This window comes from Micromonospora ureilytica (assembly GCF_015751765.1).
GTDB lineage: Bacteria > Actinomycetota > Actinomycetes > Mycobacteriales > Micromonosporaceae > Micromonospora > Micromonospora ureilytica.
The window spans coordinates 2,715,211-2,739,094 of sequence record NZ_JADOTX010000001.1 but is presented as its reverse complement, the minus strand read 5'-3'; the positions used below and the strand labels follow the sequence as shown (position 1 = coordinate 2,739,094).

Annotated in this window: 19 protein-coding genes; 9 read left to right on the top strand and 10 right to left on the bottom strand. The window is 70.8% G+C overall.

Going from position 1 to position 23,884, the window contains the following annotated elements; genetic code table 11:
* Positions 1-7: 7 nt before the first annotated feature.
* The 3 genes from IW248_RS12245 to fxsT all read left to right on the top strand — a co-directional run bounded on the left by IW248_RS12245 (position 8) and on the right by fxsT (position 5,056).
* Entirely contained in the window at positions 8-1,537 is a 1,530-nt protein-coding gene (locus IW248_RS12245) for an OmpL47-type beta-barrel domain-containing protein (protein ID WP_196927078.1), read from the top strand.
* A gap of 32 nt (positions 1,538-1,569) precedes the next feature.
* Entirely contained in the window at positions 1,570-2,544 is a 975-nt protein-coding gene (locus IW248_RS12240; protein WP_196927077.1) for a hypothetical protein, read from the top strand.
* A 358-nt stretch (positions 2,545-2,902) separates the two neighbouring features.
* Positions 2,903-5,056, top strand: a complete 2,154-nt coding sequence (gene fxsT / locus IW248_RS12235) for an FxSxx-COOH system tetratricopeptide repeat protein (protein WP_196927076.1) — start codon at positions 2,903-2,905, stop codon at positions 5,054-5,056.
* A gap of 111 nt (positions 5,057-5,167) precedes the next feature.
* On the opposite strand, the gene IW248_RS12230 is transcribed toward fxsT, so the two are convergent.
* Together IW248_RS12230 and IW248_RS12225 are read right to left on the bottom strand one after the other, a co-directional pair.
* On the bottom strand, positions 5,168-6,304 hold the full coding sequence (locus IW248_RS12230; protein WP_196927075.1) for a DUF1996 domain-containing protein: 1,137 nt from the start codon (positions 6,302-6,304) through the stop codon (positions 5,168-5,170).
* A gap of 224 nt (positions 6,305-6,528) precedes the next feature.
* Entirely contained in the window at positions 6,529-7,056 is a 528-nt protein-coding gene (locus IW248_RS12225) for a hypothetical protein (RefSeq protein WP_196927074.1), read from the bottom strand.
* A 214-nt stretch (positions 7,057-7,270) separates the two neighbouring features.
* Here IW248_RS12225 and IW248_RS12220 point away from each other — a divergent pair, with 214 nt between their 5' ends.
* Entirely contained in the window at positions 7,271-8,518 is a 1,248-nt protein-coding gene (locus IW248_RS12220; protein WP_196927073.1) for a L,D-transpeptidase, read from the top strand.
* Between the two features lie 28 nt (positions 8,519-8,546).
* Here IW248_RS12220 and IW248_RS12215 read toward each other — a convergent pair whose 3' ends face one another.
* Positions 8,547-9,251 (bottom strand): SDR family oxidoreductase, encoded by a 705-nt coding sequence (locus IW248_RS12215; RefSeq protein ID WP_196927072.1) that lies wholly within the window; start codon positions 9,249-9,251, stop codon positions 8,547-8,549.
* A gap of 110 nt (positions 9,252-9,361) precedes the next feature.
* On the opposite strand from IW248_RS12215, the gene IW248_RS12210 reads away from it, so the two are divergent.
* Positions 9,362-9,745: a MerR family transcriptional regulator gene (locus tag IW248_RS12210; RefSeq protein ID WP_196927071.1), complete on the top strand. Its 384-nt coding sequence runs from the start codon at positions 9,362-9,364 to the stop codon at positions 9,743-9,745.
* 73 nt (positions 9,746-9,818) lie between these two features.
* Entirely contained in the window at positions 9,819-9,989 is a 171-nt protein-coding gene (locus tag IW248_RS12205; RefSeq protein WP_196927070.1) for a hypothetical protein, read from the top strand.
* A gap of 146 nt (positions 9,990-10,135) precedes the next feature.
* Here the strand turns inward: IW248_RS12205 and IW248_RS12200 are convergent, their stop codons facing one another.
* Entirely contained in the window at positions 10,136-11,230 is a 1,095-nt protein-coding gene (locus IW248_RS12200; RefSeq protein ID WP_196927069.1) for an ROK family transcriptional regulator, read from the bottom strand.
* Between the two features lie 41 nt (positions 11,231-11,271).
* On the opposite strand from IW248_RS12200, the gene IW248_RS12195 reads away from it, so the two are divergent.
* The gene (locus IW248_RS12195; RefSeq protein ID WP_196927068.1) at positions 11,272-12,492 is read left to right on the top strand and encodes an MFS transporter; all 1,221 of its coding nucleotides are present in this window, start codon (positions 11,272-11,274) and stop codon (positions 12,490-12,492) included.
* A 14-nt stretch (positions 12,493-12,506) separates the two neighbouring features.
* On the opposite strand, the gene IW248_RS12190 is transcribed toward IW248_RS12195, so the two are convergent.
* Positions 12,507-13,835, bottom strand: a complete 1,329-nt coding sequence (locus IW248_RS12190; protein ID WP_196927067.1) for an alpha/beta hydrolase — start codon at positions 13,833-13,835, stop codon at positions 12,507-12,509.
* Between the two features lie 252 nt (positions 13,836-14,087).
* Between IW248_RS12190 and IW248_RS12185 the strand changes: the two genes are divergently transcribed.
* Positions 14,088-15,464: an FAD-dependent oxidoreductase gene (locus IW248_RS12185; RefSeq protein WP_196927066.1), complete on the top strand. Its 1,377-nt coding sequence runs from the start codon at positions 14,088-14,090 to the stop codon at positions 15,462-15,464.
* Positions 15,465-15,507: 43 nt separating this feature from the next.
* Here IW248_RS12185 and IW248_RS12180 read toward each other — a convergent pair whose 3' ends face one another.
* The 3 genes from IW248_RS12180 to IW248_RS12170 form a co-directional block, all read right to left on the bottom strand.
* A complete protein-coding gene (locus IW248_RS12180) occupies positions 15,508-15,984 on the bottom strand; it encodes a heme-degrading domain-containing protein (RefSeq protein WP_196927065.1) in 477 nt (158 codons plus the stop codon).
* Positions 15,985-16,017: 33 nt separating this feature from the next.
* Positions 16,018-17,478: an SDR family NAD(P)-dependent oxidoreductase gene (locus IW248_RS12175; protein WP_196927064.1), complete on the bottom strand. Its 1,461-nt coding sequence runs from the start codon at positions 17,476-17,478 to the stop codon at positions 16,018-16,020.
* A 129-nt stretch (positions 17,479-17,607) separates the two neighbouring features.
* On the bottom strand, positions 17,608-18,513 hold the full coding sequence (locus tag IW248_RS12170) for a siderophore-interacting protein (protein WP_196930153.1): 906 nt from the start codon (positions 18,511-18,513) through the stop codon (positions 17,608-17,610).
* 157 nt (positions 18,514-18,670) lie between these two features.
* Between IW248_RS12170 and IW248_RS12165 the strand changes: the two genes are divergently transcribed.
* Positions 18,671-21,850 carry an ATP-binding protein gene (locus tag IW248_RS12165; protein WP_196927063.1) on the top strand — a complete coding sequence of 1,060 codons (3,180 nt, stop codon included), beginning with the start codon at positions 18,671-18,673 and terminating at the stop codon, positions 21,848-21,850.
* A 1-nt stretch (position 21,851) separates the two neighbouring features.
* Here IW248_RS12165 and IW248_RS12160 read toward each other — a convergent pair whose 3' ends face one another.
* Both IW248_RS12160 and IW248_RS12155 read right to left on the bottom strand, forming a co-directional pair.
* A complete protein-coding gene (locus IW248_RS12160; protein WP_124822795.1) occupies positions 21,852-22,679 on the bottom strand; it encodes an ABC transporter permease in 828 nt (275 codons plus the stop codon).
* Positions 22,676-23,656: an ATP-binding cassette domain-containing protein gene (locus IW248_RS12155; protein ID WP_196927062.1), complete on the bottom strand. Its 981-nt coding sequence runs from the start codon at positions 23,654-23,656 to the stop codon at positions 22,676-22,678. Before IW248_RS12155 ends, IW248_RS12160 begins: the two co-directional genes overlap by 4 nt.
* Positions 23,657-23,884 lie beyond the last annotated feature (228 nt).

Here is a 23,884-nt window from a genome sequence, read left to right as displayed (position 1 = left end):
AGTGACGATGACCCGACGACTGACGGCCGCGCTGGCGGCGCTTCTGCTCACGGTGATCCCGTGGGCAGTGGCGCCCGCCTCCGCCGCCCCCCGAGTCGCCGCCGACCAGGTGCTGACCTGGACCGCCGACGGCGACATCACCCGCTACAAGTCCGCGCCCACCACGGCGGTGGCCGGCGAGACCACGATCATCTGGGAGAACAGCGAGGCCACCGGCAACACCATCGGGATGCCGCACACGCTGACGTTCGACACCAGTGCCGAGGGCTACAACCACGACGTCACAGTCAACATCCTGGCCAGCCCGTTCGACGCCAACAACGGCCGCCACCAGGCGACAGTGACGCTGACCCCGGGCCGGTACCGGTACTTCTGCTCGATCCCCGGCCACAGCTCGATGGTCGGTGAGCTGGTGGTCACCGACGGCGGCGGCGGTGGCGACACCACAGCGCCGACAGTGACCGGCGCGGTGTCGGGCGACCAGGACGAGGACGGCAACTACCTCGGCGCGGCCACGGTGACCGTGACGGCCACCGACGCCGGCTCGGGAGTCCAGACCGTCGAGTACCAGGTCGACGACACCAGCTTCCTGCCGTACACCGAGCCGGTGCGGGTGACAGCGATCGGCGACCACGCGGTGCAGTTCCGCGCCACCGACCAGGCCGGCAACACCAGCGCCGTCGGCTCGGTGTCGTTCCGGATCGTCGAGCCGGGGGAGGAGGACACCACCGCGCCGGTGGTCGCGGTCGCACTGGCCGGCGACCTTGACGACGAGGGCAACTACGTCGGTACGGCCACCGCCACGTTGACCGCCACCGACAGCGGATCCGGCGTCGCCACCATCGAGTACGCGCTGGACGGGGCGGCCTTCACCGCGTACACGAATCCGATCGTGGTGAACGCGGCCGGGATGCACATGCTGCACTTCCGGGCGACCGACGCCGCCGGCAACACGTCGGCGGAGCAGATGTCCCACTTCACGGTCGTCGAGCCGCAGGCCGAGGACACCACCGCACCCACTGTCGCCGCCACGGTGGCCGGTGAGCGCAACGACGACGGCGCGTACGTCGGCGGCGCGACAGTGACCGTCACGGCCACCGACGCCGAGTCGGGTGTGGCCACGATCGAGTACGCGCTCGACACCGGAGGCTGGACGGCGTACGCCGCCCCGGTCGCCGTCCGCGCACCCGGTGCGCACACAGTGCGGTACCGGGCGACCGACACGGCGGGGAACGCCTCCACCGAGCAGTCGACGACGTTCACAGTGGTGGCGGACGGCACCGACAAGTGCCCCGACTCGGACAGCCGGGCCACCGTGATCATCGACGGCGGCGACACAGGTGTGGCCAACGTGGACACCGGCGACGGCTGCACCATCAACGATCTGATCGACGAACACGCCAACTACCCCGGCCACGCCGAATTCGTCCGGCACGTCGAGGCGGTCACCGCCGCGCTCGTGACCGGCGGCACGCTCGACCGGCGGCAGCAGGGCGCCATCGTCCGGGCCGCGGCCCGATCGGACGTCGGCGCATGAGTCCTCGAACCTCACCGACAGGGAGTACCACGATGCCCGGACGTACCGTCGCCAAGCTGGCCACCGTGAGCGCCGTCATCGCGGCCTCGGTGCTGGCCGTGGCACCCAGCGCACACGCCGACCTGGTCACCCACTGCATCGGCACCGGCGGCGCGGTGACCGTGCCCAACGACCTGCTCGTGCCCGCCGGCGAGTCCTGCGCGCTCACCGGCACCACGATCACCGGCAACGTCACAGTCGCGGCCGGCGGCAACCTGGTGGTGACCGGTGGCCGGGTCAGCGGTGAGGTACGCGTCGCCGCCGACGGGTACCTCGACGCGACCGAGACGACAGTCGACGGCCAGGTCGTGCTCGCGGCCGGGGGGTACGGCATCTTCCTGAAGGACGCCCGCACCGGCACCCTGACCGTACGGCCGAAGGGCTCCACGACCATCGACAGCTTCCTGTTCGCCGAGGCGTCGACGGTCACCGGGCACGTCAACGTCGGCGCCGGTGAGGTCCGGCTCGACCGGGGCACCCAGGTGCGCAACCTCAGCAGCACCGGCACCTACTACACCGACGTGCACGACTCGTTCGTCGACGGCACGCTGTCGGTGCTCAACAGCGCCACCGGCAGTGTGGTGTGTGGCAGCGCGGTCCAGGGTCGGGCCACCTTCGCCGGCAACCTGGGCGGTGTGCAGCTCGGCCCGAACGGCACCCTCGACAGCTGCGCCTCCGGCGGCTACTGGGGTGGGGACGTGAGCGTCACCAGCACCACCGGTGGCGTCACCGTCGACGACAACATCATCAACGGCCAGTTGGCGGTGACGTCCAACGACCCGGCCGCCCAGGTGGCCGCGAACAACCGGATCCGTGGCGGCGTGACCGGTGACCAGGCGGCGGCGACCACCAACCGGTCGGCTCGGGTGGCCGCCCCGGACCGCGAGGACGCCGGCGACGAGCGGGCCGAGGTCCGCCGTACCTCGGCGGTGCAGGAGGCCACCGAGGCGGGCGCCGCCCGGCTCTAGCCGATCGACCCCTGACGCTGGGCCGGACGCCATCCAGGCGCCCGGCCCAGCAGCAAGCCGAGGGATTGGGCGGAGGGAAGCGGCCAGCAGCGCCACGTCAACCGACACGACGGTGATCGATCGGATGTACCGGGTCGCTACCGGTTGTGGTTCCGTGGATGCCGTGGATGCGGCGGAGGTAGCCATCGGGGCCTTGAGCGCGGTCCTCGCTGTTCTGGGGACCGTGGCCGCCTTCCTGCAACTACGACGGACACCCTCAGCGTCTGTGTCGACCCCGCCCGCTGCGGCGGTGACGGGCAATCGGGGCTTAGGCGGCCCACTCGTCGTCGGTGACGTCCCGCGTGAGCCGGTGTCGCACATGCGCCGCGAGGAGTTGCTGGCTGAGGTCGCGACGGTGTTGGCGAACAGCGAGGTATGTGTGCTGATGGGCGGGCGGGGGGTCGGAAAGACGCATCTCGCGGCCACGCACGTGCGTGACCAACTGTGCGCTGACGTCGCGCGGGTGCTCTGGATCGTCGCGGATGACGTCGCGGCGGTGGTCACATCGTTTGCTGACTTCGCGCGGCAGGCGGGGGCAGTGGACGAGGTTGTCGACACTGAGCCGGCCGCGCGCACCGCACTCCGCTGGCTTGAAAACGAATCGGAGCGATCCGTAATCGTGTTCGACAATGCGCTCGATGCCGACGCGATCGCCCGATGGATGCCGCAGCGCGGAAACGTCCACGTCCTTATCACGACAACGAACCAAGAGTTCACTGTCTTCGGCGCCACTGTGCACGTCGACGTCCTTACGCCCGCGCAGGCGGTGACCTTTCTCTGCTCGCGAGCGGGCCTCGACGACCCGAGGGCCGCCGCGCTGGTCGCGCGAGAGTTAGGTCAACTGCCGCTCGCACTCGCGCAGGCGGGCGCCGTGATCCGCCGTCATCGGTGGTCGTTCGCCGAGTACCTGGCCGGGTTTCGATCAATGCCACTGAGGTCACTGCTTCCCCGCGTGCCCGGTGACAACTATCCACGCACGCTGGAGGAAGCCACGCTGCTGTCGGTCAGCGAGGTCGAAGACAGCGATCCGAACGGGTTGGTCCGACGTCTCATCGATCTCTTGGCCGTGCTGTCGGACGCGGGAGTTCGTCGCGACCTGCTGCGTAATCTGCTTGATGAACCGAGGCGCGTCGACGAGGCATTGGGCGGGTTGGCGAATGCCTCCGTTGTTGGCTTCGACGTCACCGGCACACGGGTGGCGATGCATCGGCTTACCCGCCAAGTGGTGTTGGCGCGGGCCCGAACGGAAGGGCGAATCCGCGACACGGTCCGGGATGCTCTGATGCTGTTGACCCGTGTCACGGAGGCGCAGCCTGCGCCCGGCGTCGACGTTGTGGACCACATCGCTGAGGTCTGGGCCGAGACGCAGACGGTTCTGGTGAGCGACGACGAGATCGCCGCTGAGCTGTTACGGCTGCGGCGGTGGAGTGTCGGACGGCTCACCGCCATGGGGGAGTTCAATCGTGCGGTGGCAGTGGGCCGCACGGTGCTCACCGAGCACCGAGCGCTCGCGCCGTCTGACCACGAAGCCGTTGCCCTGGCGCGACGGGCACTGATCGATGCCTATATGACCGCCGACCGTGACAATGAGGCCATCCCCTACGCCGAACAGGCCCTGGCCGATCGTGTACGCCTGGCCGGTCTCGATCATCCGAGCACGGTAGGCGCCCGCAACCTCCTGGGCTACTGCTGTGAGTGCGGGGGTCAACTGGACCGCGCCTTGACCATCCACCGCTACAACCTCGTCGAGAGTGTTCGTGTCTGCGGCCCGGACGCGCCTTCCACCATGGGCGCGAGGATCAATCTTGCCAGCACCTACCGCTCGATGGGTGACCTCGCCAGGGCCGTCCCCTTGTTCGAAGAGAACCTCGCGGAGAACGTGCGGGTCTACGGCCCTGACCACGGCTCGACGATCAACGCGCGCGGCGAGCTGGCGCGCATTTATGTGCGGACGGGACGGGCCGCCGAAGGGGTCCGGCTGCATGAGGAGAACGCGGCACTCGGAACCGACCAGCAACGGGCCGACATCCACCTCACCTGGTGGCCTCAGTACCGCGCGGCCGCCTACTCCGCCGCAGGTCGGCACGACGAAGCGATCGGCCAACTTCGTGCTCTTGTGCAGCGCGTGGACGACGTTCTGCCACATGACAACCCGCAGGCGATTCGACTCCGCTTGTTCCTGGCGCGAGCGCTGCTCGCTGGTCGACGCCACACCGAGGCGCTAGCGCTGTTCGAGCGCACGGTCGCGGATCGGGAGCGCGTCCTCGGCGTCGACCACCCGGGGTCACTCAACGCGAGGCGCAACTTCGGCCTGGCTCTGGCAGCCATCGGGCGGCGTCGGTGGGCCCAAGCGATCCTCAGTGCCGTCGTCTCGGACTACACCCGCGTCCTCGGGCCAGAGCACCCGTACACGCGTACCGCTCAAGCGAACATCGCCAGCCTGCCGAAGTCGCGCTGGTTCGCCTGGGGCTGACGGGGGCGGTCGTACTCAATAGGGAGACAGCGCGGCCCGCGCCTACTCCTGCATGCCTAGTTGATCGTCAGCCCGGGGCCGACAGACACCGGCCCCGGGTTGACGATCACGCTAGAAGTTACCGGCCGAGTTGCACTTCACGCCCTGGTCGAGGCAGTTGCGCACCCGCGCGGCGAGCGCCTCGTCCTTCCACGCGTTGAAGAAGTCCGCGTGCATGGAGAACGACGTGCCGGACGCGAGGGTGATGCCGTCCGTGTTCGCGCTCAACGGGTACGAGATCACGAAGGACACCGAGGGGACGGGCACCGGGTGGCTCTTCGGGCACGCCCCGGTGTGGTCCCCGTTGGCCATGTGCGCCTTGTGGTCCGGGCTGTCCAGGTGCTTGCCGTCCCAGCAGTCCGGGAAGGTGATCTGCCGGACGATGTTCGCGGTCTTGGCGCAGACCGGGAACGTCTTGTCGGCGCTGCGGCCGATCTCGCCGCCGATGCCGGCGCACCAGAAGTGGTTGCCCTGCTTGTCCGGAGTGTCGACCTGGTTCTTGGCGTCACCGGTGATCATTCGCAGGCCGAACGGGAAGGGCTGCGTCCTGCTCGGGTCCTTCAGCCGGGAACCGTAGTAGACGGTCACCTCCTTCGGGTCCACGACCTTGCCGTTCTGGTACATCGTCGGCACCCAGTAGGCGGACTGGTCGTCCGGCGAGTTGCAGGTGGTCGCCTTGGACGCCCGCAGCGATTCGGCTGTCGAGTTGGCGTCGGTCGACTTGTTGCCCCAGAACGTGTGGTTGTGCGAACCGCCTACCAGCTTGGGCAGCACGATCGGGTCGTCGCTGTTGTGGTGACTGGTCGTACAGCCGACGTTGAACTCGGGCACCTTGACCGGGTTGCCGGTCACCGGCTTGGGCTTGCGCGCGAAGAACGCCTTCGTCGCGGCGGCCTGCGCGGCAGCGTCGATGGTGATCCAGCCGCCGGACGCGGTGGGCGGGACGGCGCTGGTGGCCGGGGTCGCCGGCTTGCCCGGCACGGACGGGGTGGCCGACGTGCCCGGCGCGCTCGGCGTGGCCGAGGCGTCGCCCGGGGCGGTGGCCGTCGGCGCGTCCGGGCCGGACGAGCCGATGCCGGTGTCGCTGGACGGGCCGGACGCGCCGGGAGTGCCCGGCGCCTCCTTGCATCCGCCGGCGAGCGCCACGCTCACCAGCAGCAGGGCGGTGACGGCACGACGGTGTCGAGGGGTGGATCGGAAATCTATCAACGGGGGAGCACCTTTCTTCCGAGCACGAAGAATACGAGTCGGCCCCCTGCTCGTTTCCAACTGAAACGATTAATTCTCCCTTAAATAGCGCTCAGCGATTGCCTGTTCAGCTCTGCGGAGCCGCCGCGATGTCGACTCAATCTCAATTCTCTGATTTCTCTCCAAAAACCGTAATCAGCGACTGTGGCGGCACTCCACTTTCTTGAGTGGTCTGCCGCGTCGGGTCAGCAGCGGTCGCGTGCCTTGCGCAGGAAGGTCTCCCGCGACACGACAGTCGTCGAGTTGTGTCCGCCCGGCGCCAACACCTGGTCCGGGCCGATGCGTGGGAGGTCCGCGAGGGTGAAGTCCACCGACCGGGCCTCGCGGCGGCTTGACCCGTCGAGGGTGTAGGTGACCCCGGCCCGAAATTCGGTGAGCAGCTCCACCTCCACCTCGGTCCCTGGGCTGTCGACAGCGTCGGCAACCACCCAGCCCTCCGGCGGCTGACCCAACAGCGCCACCTCCACGACCTCGCTCGCCGGCGGGCCGCCGATGCGCCACCTGATCAGGGACCTTTTGCTCGGCTCACCCTGATGATCACCGTTTTCGAACACGCGGATATTGGCGTCACGGTCGTCGCAGGTGACCAAGACGCCGACCGGCCGGCCGTCCTGCACGGCGAGAGCGACAATCGGCTCCTCCGCTGGTGAGCAGGCGGTCAGGAGAAGGAGGGGGAGCGGGAGCAGAATCCATGGACGTCGTCTTCCGCGCATGTCGGCCAGCATTCCACGGCGGCGTCACACTTCGATGCCCCGAGGATCACGAAAGGGAAGCGCAACCGAGGGGCCCGGACCGGGTGCCCTGACGACCGTTCCCACCTTCGTTGCGTGATTTCCGGAAACAGCGCAGGGCGCCGCCGACGCGGAGAGAATTGCCGCCACGGAGCACGCGGAAGCCGGGGGACGTTCGATGGGTTTACGAAGGCGTATGGCGCTCGTTGCGGTGACCGTCGCGGCGACACCGCTGGTCCTCGGTGGGTGCACCACCGAGCGGAAGGCCGCCGTGCGTCCCGCCGAGCAGGTGGTGCCGTCGCCCGAACTGACCGTCACGCCCGCCGATCTCTCCCGGGAAGTGCCGCTCAGCGCCGAGGTGGTTCCGCTCGTCACGGGCGGAAAGATCACCGCCGTGCGCATCGTCGACGACGCGGGCACGCTGGTCCGGGCGGAACCACGCGAGGACGGTTCGGCCTGGGTGCCGAGCGTCCCGTTGCGCCCGCAGCACACCTACACCGTGGCGGTGACCGCCACCGGCGACTCCGGGCAGACCACCCGCACCACCACCTTCACCACCGCGGCGGCCTCGACGAAGCCGCAGGTGAGCAGCACCCTGTACTTCGCCGACAGGCAGACGTACGGCACCGCGATGCCGGTGACCATCGGCTTCGATCCGCCCATCGCCAGGGCCGCCCGCGCCGACGTGCAGCGTCGTTTGTTCGTCACCACGAACCCACCGCAGCCCGGTGCCTGGTCCTGGGTGGACGACGGCAGTCAGGTCTACTACCGGGCACCCGACTTCTGGCGGCCGGGCACGACAATCAGTGTCCGGGCTGGCCTGGAGGGGCTGCCGATCGGCGCGAACCACATCGGCGACGCCGATCGCACCGCGACATCCCGGATCGGACGGCAGGTGGCGCTCGAGGTCGACAACGCCACCAAGCAGATGCGCGTGCTGCGGGACGGCAAGCTGATCCGCAGGATCCCGGTCAGCCTCGGCAAGCGCGGCACCCCCACGTCCAGCGGCAAGATGGTGATCATGGAGAAGCACCAGTACACGACGTTCGACACGCGCGGCGAGCCGAACGGCGGCTACGTGGTGAACGTCGAGGACGCGCAACGGCTCACCTGGGGCGGCGAGTTCATCCACGGGGCACCCTGGTCGGTGTCGGACCAGGGACACCGCAACGTCTCGCACGGCTGCACGAACATCTCGGCGGCCAACGCGGACTGGCTGATGGGCGTCACCCAGGTAGGCGACCTGGTCACCTTCACCGGCACCGAGGTCCGGCTCCAGGCGGGCAACGGCTGGACGGCCTGGAACACCAGTTGGAGCCAGTTCGTCAAGGGCAGCGCGCTGCCCGTACCCGCGGATCTTCGCCCGGCCCCGGCGTCGGCGCCACCCGCGCGTGCGGTCGCCGGTGGCGTGCCGACGCCGGGGCCGTCCGCCTCTGGCGGCTGAACCACCGAGTGGCGCGTCTGCCAGTGAGTCACCGCGCCGTCGCGGCATAGAACTCGCTCGGGTCCTTGGCCACGGACGCCTTGACGTACGCGCTCCACTCGTCGGCGACGACCTCGACCCGGTCGGCCTCGATGCCGTCCAGTGCGGCGCGTACGGCGTCGGCGGGGTCGATTTTGTCGCCGTCGTAGTTGGCCGACATGTCGGTGTCGGCGGCGCCCAGGTGCAGGCCCGTCACGAGGGTCCCCTGGCCGGCGAGTTCCAGTCGGATCCCGTTGGTCAGGCTCCACTCGGCTGCCTTCGCGACGCCGTAGGCGTTGTCCCCGTCGTAGGAGAACCACGACATCGCCGACAGGACGTTGAGAATCCCCCCGCCGCCATTCGTGCCGAGCACCGGTGCGAATGCCCGGACCATGCTGAGGGTGCCGTAGAAGTGGGTGTCCAGCTCGGACCTGATCGTGCCGAGATCGCCGGTGACCAGGTTGGTGGAGGTGGAGATCCCGGCGTTGTTGACCAGCAGAGTGACGTCGGACGCGACCGCGGCTGCCTCCTCGACGGATCGTGGGTCGGTGATGTCCAACCGGAGCCTCTCGACGCCGGGGATGTCGATCTGCTCCGGGTTGCGGGCCGTGGCGTACACCTTGGCCGCTCCACGTTCCAACAGTTGTCCGGCGAAGTGCCGACCGATGCCACGGTTGGCACCGGTGACCAGAGCGATCGAACCAGAGATCCGCATGATTGCCTCCTGGCAGGTTCAGGACGAGCGGTACGCGAGCTACGGTAAAACCTGACGTTCACGTGAGAGGCAAGGCTGTGTGACTGCGGTCACCGGCCGGGGGAGGGTCTGTGCGGATCGGGGAACTCGCCACGAAGACCGGGGTCTCGGTACGAGCACTGCGCTACTACGAGGAGCAGGGCCTCCTGGGTGCCGCGCGAAGCAGTGGCGGCCAGCGCCACTACCTCGACGACGCGGTCGACCGGGTGCACCTCATCCAGATGCTGTACGCCGCAGGCCTGTCCAGCCGCACCATCCTGGACCTGCTTCCCTGCGTCGACGCGAAGGTCAACACACCGCAGTCGCGGGCCATGCTCCGCGCCGAACGCGAGCGCATCGATCGCCAGATCAATCAACTCCGGCAGGCACGCGACCGGCTCGACGCGGTCATCGCGCTCAGCGAGAGCCCGGCCAGCGGTTGCACCCGGACGAACGCCGACGTCCTGGTGGCCTAGCGACGCGGGCGAGTTCGTCCCCGTCGGTGGCGGAACCGGCGTTGCCGGGGCGCATCACGACCAGTCTGCCGATGTGACCGAGGTGAACGGCGGCACGCGGGTCACCCGGACCACGACGGTGACGGTCCGTGGGTACGGTCGCCTCGCGCTGGAGCCGGCACTCTGGGTCGGGCTGAAATCGGTGCACCGCTTCGTGTTCCGCAACTGGCAGAAGATGGCACTGTCACCACCCGCCACCATCTGACCCGGCCCCGCCACGCGGCACCCGCACCCCCGTCGATCATGGAGTTGTGGTGGGGGACAAAATAGCCGCTAGGCCCCAAGACGGGCACCACGCCTCCATGATCGACGTGGGTCGGCGCTGCGGCGTCGCGGCGCTGGGGATGGAGACTAGATCGGGGCCAACTCGGGGATGCCGTAGTGCTGGTCGAGGACCTGCATGGCGGCGCCCGCGGCGATCACGTCCGCGCCGAGGCTGGACAGGGCCACCCTCGTGCTGAGCCAGGCCGCGCGCCGCGCGTCGGCCTGGACGGCCTCGGTGACCGCCGTGAGGTAGGTCTGCGGGTGCCGGAGGAGATCCGCGCCCGCCAGCACGACGTGGGCGAGGTCGAGGGTCTGGAGCAGGTTGACGACGCCCACGGCCAGCACGCGGGCGGCGTGCGCGATGTCCCCGGCCTCGGCGGCGTGATGGTGCACGATCTCCAGGCACCCGTGCCGGCCGCAGACGCAGAGAGGCCCGGTCAGGTCGACGACCGTGTGGCCGAATTCGCCCGCGTTGGTGTGCGCTCCCCGGTGGGCCGCGCCGCCGAGCCAGAAGCCGCCGCCGATGCCGGACTCGACCATGATGAGGGCCGCGTCGCCGAACGTCGCGCCGTGCCGCCAGGCCTCCGCCGTGATCCCCGCGGTGACGTCCTTGTCGAGGTGGACGGCGAGGCCCAGGTGCTTCTCGGCGACCTCGCGCAGGGGTACGTCGTGCCAGTGCCGCAGGCCGTGGGCGTCCCGGACAAGGCCGTTGGCGTGGTCGAGTGGGCCGATCATGCCGATGCCCAGCCCGGTGAGCCGGCCCCGCAGGTCGCCGATGCCGGCCAGTGTGTCGATGCCGGCGCTCAGGGCGTCGAGGAGTTGCTCCGGGGTGAAGTCGCGGGGCAGCGGGCTGACCGCCGACTGGTGCACGGTGCCGGCCAGGTCGACCAGGACGAGCCGCAGCGTGCGCCGGGCCACGTGGGCGCCGATCGCGTACCGGCTGTCCGGGACGAGTTCGTAGACGACCGCGGGCTTGCCGATGCCCGGACGTCGCACGCCGGCGGGGCGGATCAGCCCGTCGGCGGTCAGCCGGGCGATGACCTTGGAGACCGCCTGTGGTGTCAGGCCGGTGGCCTCGACCACCGTCGAGCGCTCGAACGTGCGAGCAGTGCGCCCCACCGCCATGACCAGTGCCTGGTTGTAGTCGCGGAGGAAGGTGACGTCGGCAGTGACGCGAGTCATCTCACCACCCTATTACGCAACGCTGTTGCTAAATTTTTTCGGTGATCGAGTTGAGTAGAGGTCGACGGTTGGCGGCGCTTGCCGCTCTGGCACTGGGCGGCGTCGCTGTCGGCCTGACCGAGTTCGTGGCGATGGGCCTCCTGCCCGACATCGCCCGTGGTCTGCTCCCGCACGAGTACGCGCAATCGTCGTCGGGCGCGGTCGCCCGTGCGGGCTGGATGATCACCGCGTACGCGCTCGGCGTGGTCGTCGGCGCGCCGCTGATCGCCGCGTTGAGCGCGCGCCTGCCCCGCAAGAAGCTCGTCCTCGGGCTGCTCGTGTTGTTCGCCCTCGGTACTGTCGCCTCCGCGCTCGCCCCCACCTTCGACCTGGTGCTGGTGGCCCGGTTCGCGGCGGCGCTGCCGCACGGGGCGTACTTCGGTGCGGCCGGTCTGCTCGCGGCGACCCTGATGGGCCCCGGTAACGAGGCCCGTGGTTTCGCCACCGTGCTCGGCGGTCTGACCGTGAGCAACCTGGTGGGCGTACCCCTCATCACGCGGCTCGGGCAGACGGTCGACTGGCGTGTCGCGTACCTCGTCATCGCCGGCTTCTTTGTGCTCACCCTGCTGGCGGTGCTGGCGGTCGTGCCGGAGGTCGCCGCGGCGGTCGACGGCTCGCCGGCCGCCGAGTTGCGGGCGTTGCGGACGTCGCAGGTCTGGTTGGTCGCCGCCACCGGCGCGGTCGGCTTCGCGGGGTTCTTCGCGGTGAACACCTACATCGCTCCGGTCACCACCGACGTCACCGGCCTCTCCGCCGCGACGGTGCCGTGGGCGTTGGTCGCGGTGGGTCTCGGGATGACCGTCGGGAACGCCCTGGGCGGCTGGCTGGCGGACCGCGACCTGCAGCGGAGCATGGTCATCGGCTTCGTGGCGATGATCGTGAGCATCGCCGTGTTCAGCCTCGTGGCGTCGACACACGTCGGCCTGTTCGTGGGCGCGTTCCTGGTCGGTGCGACAAGCCTCTATCTCGGCCCGGTCCTGCAGGCGCGTCTGATCACCGTCGCCCCGGGAGCGCAACTGATGGGCGCGGCGCTCAACCAGTCCGCCATGAACATCGCGAACAGCCTGGGCGCCGCCCTGGGCAGCGTCGCCATCGCCGCCGGACTCGGTTACCTCGCGCCGGCCCGGGTGGGCGTCGCCCTGGCGGTCGTCGGGTTGATCCTGGGACTGGTCAGCTTCGCCGTCGGGCGACGAGTGCGCGAGCGGGTCCCGGCCACCGTCTGACGTGCGAGACGCGGTCAGAAGTCGTCCACGCTGACCGTCACCCGGTCGGTGCTCGATTTCCAGTTGGGCACGTTGATCACCTGGTAGCCGCCGCCGCGTTGGCCCACGGTGATCCGTGCCAGCCCGAGGTGGGCCGGCGTCGCCGGGATGAAGACGTCCATGCCGGTGATGAAGGTCTGACCGAAGAACTCCGGCAACGGGGCCGTCAGGTCCGTGACGCCATCGCTGCCGTCGTCGAAGGCGAAGATGCCGATCGTCCGCTTGACGCGCGGTGTGTTCGCCGCGTTCAGGACATCCCTGCCGTTGATCCAGAGGTGGTCGCCGGCGTCGCCCTGGTCGCCCCACCACTCCTTCTGCCGTTGGATCGTCAGGGCCGTGTGCCGGTCGCTGGTCTCGACCAGGCCGCTGAGGCCCTCGCCCGGCTCGCTGGTCGCGAGGCGGAGGAACGAATCCGAGCGGAGGAACGGCTGGAAGTAGAAGTGGTGCGTCGCGGCGCCGGGGCGCACGATGGCGAACTCGTAACGGGCCGTGGCGAGCACCGGGAGGGGGCCGAACGAGCCGTCGCCACCGAGCGGCAGCCGATGCGCGGGCCGGTGTGACAGCCGGCCGCCGGTCAGCGGGTTGACCGGGTAGACCTCGAGGGTCGCGCCGGTGACGCCGACGTTGCTCGGGAAGAGCACGGCGCGGCCGGAGACCCGGGTGGCGCCGAAGAGTTGCGGCACGATCCGAGTCGTGTGGGGCGCGCGGCCCCGGAGGAAACCGAAGATCTCGGTGAACGACTCCGCCGACGACACGGTCTGGGTGTGCGACTGGTCCGGCAGGTGCACGTTTGTCGCCCCGACGACGGCGCGGGCCGGGTCTCCCTCACCCCAGATCGCCAGCGTGGGCACACCACCCGGCGGGGAGGTCGCGGTGCGTCCGTCCAGGTTGACGTAGTGCGCGACCCGGGCGGCACGCTCCGTCGAGCTGGTGAGGTAAGCCTGCGAGACGAAGGTGCCCAGTGAGTGCGCGAGCAGGTCGACCCGGTCCGCGCCGGTGGCCGCCAGCAGGCGGGAGATTCGTGCGTCGAGGCCCGCGTACACCTGGGGCAGGATCGTCGCGACGTTCGGGGAGTCGTACTCGTGGGCTTCGATGATGTCGATCGGATACCCGTTGCTGGCCAGCCGTTTGGCCTGGGTCTCGAACTGCGCCGCCGATCCCGCGCTGCCGTGCACGAAGATCACCGGACGGTACGTCGGTGTGGTGGCGGCTTCGGCGGCGCGTGGAACGGCGACGGCGGACAGGCTGGCCGCGAGAGCGACCCCGGCCACCACGGAGAGCAGCCTCCGGCGAGATGCGTGCATCGGTCCTCCACCTGGACGGACGAAGTATTTGCACTACTAGCGCAAGTATCGTGTCAGGGTGCGGCGCGATGGTCCACACCCGGCCCGTCGGTCAACAGGTGGTCATCTGACGGACACTCTCGGTTGACGTTCCGGCGGTTGTGCGACGATCGGCGGGCATTACGTCGAACGACCGTCCACCGGTCTGTCAGCGCACGGTCGCGGACAATAACCGTGGAGGGCACACACCTCGTTACCCCCTTGGAGAGCACGATGTCCCTCTCCCCGTCCCGGGTCTTCGCAGAGCTGAATGCGACTCGACCCCCTGACCAGCCGTCCCCGACGATGGGAACGGCCGTGGTGGTCGGCGGCAGTGTCGCCGGTCTGTTGGCCGCGCGGGTGCTGTCCGACCACGCCGACACCGTCGTCATCATCGACCGAGACGACCCACAGGTGCCCGGCGCACGGCCCGGCGTACCCCAGGGGACTCAGCTGCACGCGCTGCTGCCCGGCGGCCTCTTCCAGCTGGAGCGGCTGTTTCCCGGATTCCGCGAGGAGGCACTGGCGCGCGGAGCGGTCGAGGCGCCGCCCGCGGCCCGGCGCAACTACCTCGACGGGCGTCTGAAGGTCGTCGTCCCCGACGACGCCGACAGTCTGGCGGGCAGCCGGCCGCTCCTGGAGGGCCTGATCCGCCAGCAGGTGCTTCGCCTGCCCAACGTCAAGACGATCACCGCCCGCGCCACCGGCCTCGTGTTCGACGGCACCGCGGTCAGCGGGGTCCGCTGCGAGGTCGGCGGGGTGCCCGGTGTCGAGCGCGCCGACCTCGTGGTGGACGCGATGGGGCGGTCCAGCAAACTGTCGGACTGGCTGGAGCAGGCCGACTGGGACCGGCCGGTCACCCGGCGGATGACCGTGCATCTCAACTACGCGACAGCCCTGTTCCGCCGTCCGGAGGTCACCCCGGCCTCGACGGTCGTGCTGGCGCTGAACACTCCGAGGATGGCGACGGACGTGGCCGGGGCCGCGTTCTTCGCCATTGAGGACGGCCGGTGGATGGCCATGATGGCCGGTTACGGCGACGACCGCCCGGGGCGCACCGCGGAGGACTTCGTCCGCCGCCTGCGGGAACAGTTCCCGCCGGAGTTCGGCGAAGTCGCCGACCAGGAGATGATCGGCGACGTCCAGACCTACCACCATGCCGACAGCCGGCGACGGGACTTCCACGCGCTCAAGCGGTTCCCAGCCGGCCTGATCAGCGTCGGTGACGCCGTCGCGTCGTTCAACCCGGTCTACGGGCAGGGCATGACGGCGGCGGCCCTACACGCGGCCTGCCTGTCGACGTACCTCCGGTCCGGCCCGGATCTGCGGGCGCCCGCGCGCCACTACCTCGAGCTTCAGAAGGTCGTGGTCGACGCCGCCTGGTCGCTCTCGACCTCGGCGGACCTGGCGTTGCCCCACGTCGACGGGCCCTACCCGCGCGGCTACCGGCTCGCCAGCTGGGCCAGCGGGCAGGTCATCGCCGCGACCGTCACGGACGTGACGACCGCGCGGCGGTTCAACGAGGTCGTCTCCATGCGCGCGCACCCGCGTTCACTGGCCCGGCCCGGCGTGCTCCTCGACGCCCTGCGCGCCAACCGACGCGCACACTGAGCGGGCGACCCGGCGGCCTCGTGGAGAGGCCGCCGGGTCAGCCCTACCGGGGGAGCTTGCGGAGAATGTCGACCACGAAACGGTGGTCGTCCAGCTGCGGCAGCCCGGAGACACCGACCCAGCCCACCACACCGGTGCCGCGCACCCGCAGCGGCACCGCGCCTCCGGCCGCCGCGTACCGCGAGGCCGGCAGGCCGAACCTCTCGGCCAGCGTCACCTGCTTGTCCTGGCACAGTCGGGCCATGTAGAGCGAGGAGTGCTCGAACCGCATCACGACCCGGCCCTTGCGGCGCAGCCACGCGTCGTTGTCGGCCGTCGACCCCGGCAGGCCACAGTGGAACAGCTGCCGCCCGGCCCGCCACACACCCACCGAGACCGGCAGCCGCTGCTCGGTCGCCGCGGCGACGGCGAGCATCCCCAGCTCGTACGCGTCGGTCTCGGACAGGCCCGCGAGCTCCAGCTCGCTCTCCTCGCGCAGCAGCTCGTCCAGCGTTGGCCACGATTCACGGTCAGCTGACATGTGTTTCTCCTCGTTCAACGGTGGCGACCTCGATCACCAGGCGCAGGGCGCGTAGTCCTTCAGGAAACAGCCGTACAGGTCCTCGCCCAGCTCGCCGCGGACGATCGGGTCGTACACCCGGGCCGCGCCGTCGACCAGGTCCAGTGGGGCGTGGAAGCCCTCGTCGGCCAGCCGCATCTTCGTCGGGTGGGGGCGTTCGTCGGTGATCCAGCCGGTGTCGACGCTCGTCATCAGGATGCCGTCGGTCAGCATCTCCTCGGCGCTGGTGCGGGTCAGCATGTTCAGCGCAGCCTTGGCCATGTTGGTGTGCGGGTGCCCTGGCCCCTTGTAACCGCGGCCGAACTGGCCCTCCATCGCCGACACGTTCACCACGTACTTGCGGCGGGCCGACGCGGCGGCCATCGCCGGGCGCAGTCGGCTGACCAGCACGAACGGTGCGGTGACGTTGCACAGCTGCACTTCGAGCAGCTCGACCGGGTCCACCTCCTGCACGCGCTGGACCCAGCTGTTGACCGAGTCGAGGTCGGGCACGAGACCCCCGGCGTCGATGGCCGTGGACGCCGCGATCCGCTCCGGTGAGGCCGAGCCGCTGGTCAGTGCCAGTGCGGTGAGCGCGTGCGGGGTGAGCGCGGTCGACTGTGGCCCGGCGGTCAGGCTGCCCACCGGGCCGCCCTGCCCGTCCGGCTTGGCGAACGTGATCAGCTCCGGCAGTGGGCCGTCCGGCAGGGCCGCGGCCTCCGCGGCGATGAGCTGCGCGTACGCCCCGGGGGACCGGCGGACGGTCTGTGCCGCGTTGTTGATCAGGATGTCGAGGGAGCCCTGGCCGCTGACGTCGTCGGCGAGGGCGATCACCTGGGCGGGGTCGCGCAGGTCGATGCCGACGACGCGCAGCCGGTGCAGCCAGTCCCCGCTGTCGGGCATCGCGGCGAAGCGGCGGACCGCGTCGTGCGGGAACCGGGTGGTCACCGTCGTGTGCGCGCCGTCGCGCAGTAGGCGCAGCGCGATGTACATGCCGATCTTGGCCCGGCCGCCGGTGAGCAGCGCGCGCCGGCCGGTCAGGTCGGTACGGGCGTCACGGCGCTCCCGGTTGAGCGCGGCGCAGGACGGGCAGAGCTGGTGGTAGAAGGCGTCCACCTCGCGGTAGCGCTGCTTGCAGACGTAGCAGCCGCGGGGGTTGTGCAGGAAGCCCGCCGTCTCGCCCGGGGCGGAGGACGCGAGCGGAATGCCCTGCGTCTCGTCGTCGATCCGCCCCGGAGCGCCGGTGGCGGTGGCCTCCGTCACCGCCCGGTCGGCGGCGAGGATGGCGTCCCGCCGCTCCTCCCGCCGCCGCTGCTTGATCACCTTGTAGAGCCGGGCGGTGGCCCGCTGCACCCGCACCACGTCGGGGTGGTCGGAGGGCAGCTCCTCCAACGCCTCGAAGACGCTGAGGCAGGCCTCCAGCCGGCTTCGGTCAATGCCCTCTTGACCGTTTTCGGTAATGTTGTCCACCGTCATGCGTCTTGTCTCGTCCCGTATCCCGTGCCGGCTCCAGCCGGTCCCCCCACGTCCGACCCGAAACGGTACGCGCCTCACGGCCTCCCACGCACCTCGCGGCTGCCCGAGGCGGCGCGCCTCGCGGCGCGGTCAGTCCGCGTCGACGTGGCCGAGGCGCCAGTAGCCCATGAAGGCGACCGCCCGCCGGTCCAGACCTCGCTCGGTGACCAGGTGCCGGCGCAGGTTACGGATGACACCGGCCTCCCCGGCCAGCCACGCGTACAGCGGCACGGAGGCCACCTCCTCGGGCACCTCCCACAGGATCTCGGTGTCCACGTCCACGTCCGGCGCCGGCTGGTCGGCCTTCGACGCACCGGGGGTCAACAGTTCCCCGGCCGCGGCGACGACGGCGGGCACCAGCCGGCTGCCGTACCCGTCGGCGCCCCGGGACAGCCAGCGGACCTCGACGCCGGGGGGCGCGACCAGCGGCAACACGTCGGCGGCGTCGGGCACCTCCAGCACGACGGTGCCCCGGGCATCGAGGGGGAGTCGCTCGCAGATGCTGCTGATCGCCGGCACCGCGGTCTCGTCCCCGGCCAGCAGCAGCATGCCGCCGGTCGACTGTCGAAACTCGACCCCGCCGTGGTTGCCGTCGTAGCCGGCGTCCGGCCCGACGAGGGCGATCTCGTCGCCGACGCTGGCCCGCCGAGCCCAGCGCGTCGCCGGACCACTGTCGCCGTGCAGCACCAGGTCGACGTCGACCTCGGCCAGGTGCGGCCGGACCGCCCGCACCGTGTACGTCCGTATCGGGTTGCGCAGGTGCTCCGGCAGGGCCCGCCACGCCGCGTACCAGTCCGCTCCGTCCGGCAGGGTCCCCCGGCGCTGACCGGGCAGCGGCAGCGCCAGCTTGATCCGCTGGTCGTAACCGTTGTCGGCGAAACGGTCCAGGTCCGTGCCGGTGAAGGTCACCCGGGTGAAGGACGGGCTGAGTCGGCGTACCGCGCGGACGGCGACGTCGAACACGCGCCACGGGGCGATGGGCAGGGTCTCGGTCATGGTGCCTCTACGCTCCCTGTTGGCCGACGCCAACTCGTTCTGCATGAGGGTAGGCTAACCTAACGGAATGACGGCCTGTCAAGCCGGACGCGGGCCGTGACCAGCCTGGCGGACCGGCGGTCGTCGGGTCCGTGCGCGCGTGGGGGATGCTGGTTCCGTGCACATCGCGACCCTTGGCCCACTCGCCGTCGACGGCCAGCCCGTTCGGGGTGAACGGCTCGCGGCGGTGCTCCGCGCGCTCGTCGACGCGCGTGGGCGGGTGGTCTCCGTGAGCCTGCTCGTGGACGCCGTCTGGGACGGCACGCCACCCGACGACGCGACAGGCGCCGTCCAGGCGCTCGTGTCCAGGGTGCGCCGTCTCGGGCTGCCCGTGGTCGCGGTGCCGGGCGGATACCGGCTGCCCGCCGAGGAGATCACCGTCGACGCGGTCGAGGCGCGCGCGTTCGTCGACCAGGCGCGCACCGTGCTCCGGTGCGGTGACCTCCGCGCCGCCCGTGGCTTGGCCGATCAGGCGCGTGCCCTGTTCCCCGAGGTGCCGGAGCTGGTCAGCGCCGAGGACACCCGCCTGTTCGCGGAGGTCGCCGCGCTACGCGCGCAGGCGGCACTCGCCGGCGTGGGCTCGTTCGACGAGGTCGACCTGGGTCGACTCATCGCGCGTACGCCGCCGGACGAGCCGTCCGCCGCCCTGCTCGTCCGGGTGCTCGCCGCGCAGGGGCGGGAGGCGGAGGCGCTGGAGCTGGTCGAGCGGCTGCGCGCCGACCTGGCCGACCGGTACGGCACCGACCCGTCGCCCGTGATCACGGACGTCCATCTGGCGCTGCTGCGCGGTGAACTCGCCGCCCCGCCCGTCGCGGCGCCGCCCCGGCAACCGGCGCGGATCACGCTGCCCGCCGCGTGGCGTCGTCCCATGGCCGCCCTCGTGGGGCGGGAGCGGGACGTCGAGGCCGTCACCGGCGCGCTCGCCGAGACACCCGTCGTGACGATCGTTGCGACCGGCGGGGCGGGCAAGACCCGGCTCGCCGCCGAGGTGGCGAGGCGTACGGCGGCGGCCGGTCGGGCGGTACGCGTGATCGAACTCGCCGGCCTGCGCTCACCCGACGAGGTGCTGCCCACGGTGCTCGCCGCGCTCGGCGGCGCGGACACCACGGCGACCGGCGGCAACCTGGGTCTGGAACGGCGGGTCCTCACCCCCGAGGAGCGGCTGCGCGCCGTCGCGCCGGACCTCGACGGGCTGGTGGTGCTGGACAACTGCGAGCACGTGCTCGACGCGGTCGCCGTCGTCGTCGCGGACCTGGTCGCGGCGGCCTCGCCCGAGGTCGCGGTGCTCGCGACGAGCCGCGCCCCACTGGGCCTGGTCGGCGAGCTGGTGCACCGGCTGACCGCGTTGCCGGACGCCGACGCGCTCGCACTTGTCGAGTCCCGAGCCCGGGCCGGTGGCGCCGTGCCGACCTGGGACACCGAGCGGGCGCTCGCCCTGTGCCACCGGCTCGACAACCTGCCGTTGGCGCTCGAACTGGCCGCCGCGCGACTGCGGCACATGCCGATCGACGACGTGCTCGCCGGGCTGACCGACCGGTTCGCGCTGCTCGACGACGCCCTACGCGGCCTGCCCGAGCGGCACGCGAGCCTGTGGGCGCTTGTCGACTGGAGCAGGGAACTGCTCGCCGAGGACGACCGCGACCTGCTCCAGCGGGTCGCGGTCATTCCCGCGCCGTTCACCGCGGACCTCGCCGCCGCCGTCGCGCAGGCCCCGGACGTCCGCCGCGGTCTGGCGACCCTCGTCGAACAGTCCCTGTTGACACTGGTCGAGGGGGACGGTCCGCCGCGCTACCGCATGCTCGAAACGGTCCGTGAGTACGGCGAGGCCCGGCTGGACGCCGTCGGCGAGCGGGACCAGGCCATGGCCGGCCTGGTCAGCTGGGCGCGGGAGCAGGCGGTCGCGCTGGCCGGCCGCTTCATCGGCCCCGGCCAGGTGGAGGCGCTGCACCGTTGCGCCGCCGAGCAGGACAACCTGGTCGCGGGCCTGCGATGGGCGATGGCAGCGGACGACGAGCCGGCCGCCGTCGACGTCGCCACCGCGCTGTTCCACCTCTGGTCGGTGCGGGGCCTGCACCTTGAGGTTCTCGCCTGGGCACGCGGGCTGCTGCACATCGACGACCCGCAGCGACGGCTGCGGTCGGCGATCGTGAGCGGCGCGGCCAGCGGCCGGCCACTGCCCAATGCCGACCGGCTGGCCTGGACGTGCGTGGTGATCAGCGTCAACGCCGGCGTCAGCGCCGACCTGCGGCCCGCCGTGCTCGCCCGGCGGGCCCTGCGGACGCTCCAGGCCGAACGTCCCGCCGAGGTGTCGTCCCGGCTGACAGCTCTCGCGTCGGCGCTGCCCGGCTTCGACGCGTCCGATGTGGAGCAGAGCCTGAAGAGCGCTACCGAGATGGTCGCGCACCCGGACCCGTACGTACAGGGGCTGGGGCTGTTCGCGCGCGCGGCGGTACGGGAGAACGGCGGGCTGCCGGAGGCGTCGGTCAGCGACGCCGAGCAGGCGTACCACCGCTTCGAGGCCGCCGGCGACCACTGGGGCATGGCGATGGCGGCGGGCGCGGTCGGGCAGTTCCTCGTCCCGGGCGGGGATTCCCGGTCGGCCGAGTGGCTGACCCGCAGCGTTCGGCACATGGAGTTGGTCGGCGCCACGCAGGACGCGCGGTCCATCCGGGTCCGGCTGGACGTGCAACTCGCCCTGAGCGGCGACGCGGAGGCGGAGCGGCGACTGGGCGAGACGGCCGCGCTGGGGCAGGCCGAACAGATGGACGCCGCGCAGGCGCTCCTCGGCCTGGCGCACCTGGCCTGGCTGCGCGAGCGGTACGACGAGGCGCTCGCCCACGCCGACGAGGTGACCCGCGTCCTCGCCGGCTGGGTCGGGCCGCAGCCGCAGCCGCGCGTGATGCTGCGGGCCACGGCGGCGATCATCTACCTGCGGGTGGCCCAGGTTGGGCGGGTGTCGGGCAACGACGCCACAGTCCAGGCGGCCGCGATGCTGTCGCTCGCCCGTGACGATGCGCTGACCTCGCGGGACCTGCCGGTGATCGGGGCGTGGGCGTCGGGCGGCGCGGAACTCGCGGCGTACCGGGGTGACGTCGACAGCGCCCGCGAACTGGCCGTACTCGCGAAGCGGATCGGCACCCAGATCGAGATGTTCTTCCCCTTCGAAAACGGCGAACGGCTCAACGCCATCCTCGGGAACGAGGAGCAGCGTGAGCCGTTGCTGGCCGCGTGGCGCGAGCGGCCACCCGCCGCGGCCGTCAGCCGGATCCGCGAGCTGATGGACGACCTGCTCGCCTGACTCAGATCTTCTTGCGGTACGCCCGCAGCGCCAGCGGCATGAACACCGCAACGAAGCCGGCGCACCAGGCGAGCGTCCACCACACGTGGTTGCCCAGTGGGGTGCCGAGGAACAACCCGCGTACCGACGCCACCAGGTGGGTCATCGGGTTGACGTCCACGAACGCCTGCATCCAGCCCGGCAGGGTGTCGGCGCCGACGAACACGTTGGACGCGAAGCTCAGCGGCATGATCAACGCGAACATCACACCCTGCACGGCGCCCGCGGTCCGCACCTTCATCGACACCAGCACCGGCAGCCAGCTCAGGCAGAGCGCGAACAGTACCGCGAGCAGACACCCGGCGATCGCCCGGAACGGGTCGGTGTCGATCCGGAAACCCATCACGTAGCCGATCGCGAGGGTCGACACGGTGACGATGACGTACCGGACGACGTCGCCGAGGACCGCGCCGACAAGTGGTGCGGAACGGGGGATGGGCAACGACCGGAACCTGTCGAAGATGCCCTTGGCGATGTCGGTGTTCAGGTTGACGCCGATTGCGATGGCGCCGGTCGCGATCGTCTGCGCCAGGATGCCGGGCAGCAGGAACTGCAGGTAGTCGTGGGTCGATCCGGCGACGGCGCCGCCGAAGACGTACACGAAGATGATGAGGAACAGGACTGGCTGCAGGGTGACGTCGATGAGCGCTTCGGGCGTACGCCAGGTCTTGATGAGGCTGCGCTTGGCGAGCGCCAACGAGTGCCGGACCAGCCGGAAAGGCCGAGGGTTCGGCGCGGTTGTCGAGAGCGCGCGGCTTCGCGTCGGCGCGGTGTCGGTCAGAGTGCTCATGCCGCGACCTCCGTGGGGCGGGTGGTGTCGTCTTCCGATGCCGTACGCCCGGTGAGGGTGAAGAACACCTCGTCGAGGCTCGGCAGGTGCAGGGAGAGTTCGGTGACCGCGATGCCGGCCGTGGCGAATCGCGCGACGCTCTCGGTCAGGGCCGCGTCGTCGGTGACCGGCACCGCGAGCACGCCCTTGCGGATCTCGTCGGCCTGCCCGCCGGAGCCGACCTGGGTCAGGATCTCCGCGGTGCGGGGCAGCTGAGCCGGATCGGACGGCCGGACCTCCAGGGTCTGACCGCCGACCACCCGCTTGAGCCCCTCCGGGGTGTCGTGCGCGATGACCCGGCCGTGGTCGATCACCGTGATCGCGTCGGCGAGCGCGTCGGCCTCCTCCAGGTACTGGGTGGTCAGCAGCACCGTCGAACCGTTGTTGACAAGCGAACGGACCACGTCCCACATGTCCTCGCGCTTGGCCGGGTCGAGCCCGGTCGTCGGCTCGTCCAGGAAGATCACGTCGGGGGAGCCGACGAGGCTGGCGGCCAGGTCCAGCCGTCGCCGCATGCCCCCGGAGTAGGTCTTGGCCTGACGGTTCGCAGCATCGGTCAGGTCGAACCAGTCGAGCAACTCGGCGGCCCGTCGCCGGGCGCCGGCGCGCCCCAGCTCCAGCAGGGTGCCGAAGAGCTCCAGGTTCTGCCGCCCGGTCAGGTCCTCGTCGACCGAGGCGTACTGGCCGGTGAGACCGATACTCTGCCGAACGCGCTCGGCGTCCCGTACCACGTCGAAACCGCTGATTCGGGCGGTCCCGGCGTCGGGGGTGAGCAGGGTGGAGAGGATCCGCACGGCGGTGGTCTTGCCGGCGCCGTTGGGGCCGAGCACCCCGAGCACCGTTCCGCGGGGTACGGCGAGGTCCACGCCCTGCAGCGCCCTCGTCTTCCCAAATGTCTTGACGAGGCCCTCGGCCTCGATCACCAGGTCAGCTGTCATGCGGACAGTCTGCGCGGGCCCGCTGACACCGCCCTGACACGCCACCGACACCGGCCGACACGGGCTGACATCGGGGCCGGGAGGAAGACAGCCTCGCCTGCGCCGATCTTGTAGTTTCGGTTGCCGAAAAGCGCCGTAATGAGCCCTTTGCCGGGACAGTAAGCGCAAGATCGCGGGACGGGGCCTGGCCCACGGGCGCGGGCCGGCCGGGCTCCCTTGCGGGGAGCC

Bases quoted from the DNA above. Each gene is read 5' to 3' on its own strand.
- IW248_RS12245 (WP_196927078.1), top strand. From the start codon at position 8: ATGACCCGACGACTGACGGCCGCGCTGGCGGCGCTTCTGCTCACGGTG.
- IW248_RS12240 (WP_196927077.1), top strand. From the start codon at position 1,570: ATGCCCGGACGTACCGTCGCCAAGCTGGCCACCGTGAGCGCCGTCATC.
- fxsT (WP_196927076.1), top strand. From the start codon at position 2,903: ATGCGCCGCGAGGAGTTGCTGGCTGAGGTCGCGACGGTGTTGGCGAAC.
- IW248_RS12225 (WP_196927074.1), bottom strand. From the start codon at position 7,056: ATGCGCGGAAGACGACGTCCATGGATTCTGCTCCCGCTCCCCCTCCTT.
- IW248_RS12220 (WP_196927073.1), top strand. From the start codon at position 7,271: ATGGCGCTCGTTGCGGTGACCGTCGCGGCGACACCGCTGGTCCTCGGT.
- IW248_RS12215 (WP_196927072.1), bottom strand. From the start codon at position 9,251: ATGCGGATCTCTGGTTCGATCGCTCTGGTCACCGGTGCCAACCGTGGC.
- IW248_RS12200 (WP_196927069.1), bottom strand. From the start codon at position 11,230: ATGACTCGCGTCACTGCCGACGTCACCTTCCTCCGCGACTACAACCAG.
- IW248_RS12190 (WP_196927067.1), bottom strand. From the start codon at position 13,835: ATGCACGCATCTCGCCGGAGGCTGCTCTCCGTGGTGGCCGGGGTCGCT.
- IW248_RS12185 (WP_196927066.1), top strand. From the start codon at position 14,088: ATGTCCCTCTCCCCGTCCCGGGTCTTCGCAGAGCTGAATGCGACTCGA.
- IW248_RS12180 (WP_196927065.1), bottom strand. From the start codon at position 15,984: ATGTCAGCTGACCGTGAATCGTGGCCAACGCTGGACGAGCTGCTGCGC.
- IW248_RS12175 (WP_196927064.1), bottom strand. From the start codon at position 17,478: ATGACGGTGGACAACATTACCGAAAACGGTCAAGAGGGCATTGACCGA.
- IW248_RS12170 (WP_196930153.1), bottom strand. From the start codon at position 18,513: ATGACCGAGACCCTGCCCATCGCCCCGTGGCGCGTGTTCGACGTCGCC.
- IW248_RS12160 (WP_124822795.1), bottom strand. From the start codon at position 22,679: ATGAGCACTCTGACCGACACCGCGCCGACGCGAAGCCGCGCGCTCTCG.
- IW248_RS12155 (WP_196927062.1), bottom strand. From the start codon at position 23,656: ATGACAGCTGACCTGGTGATCGAGGCCGAGGGCCTCGTCAAGACATTT.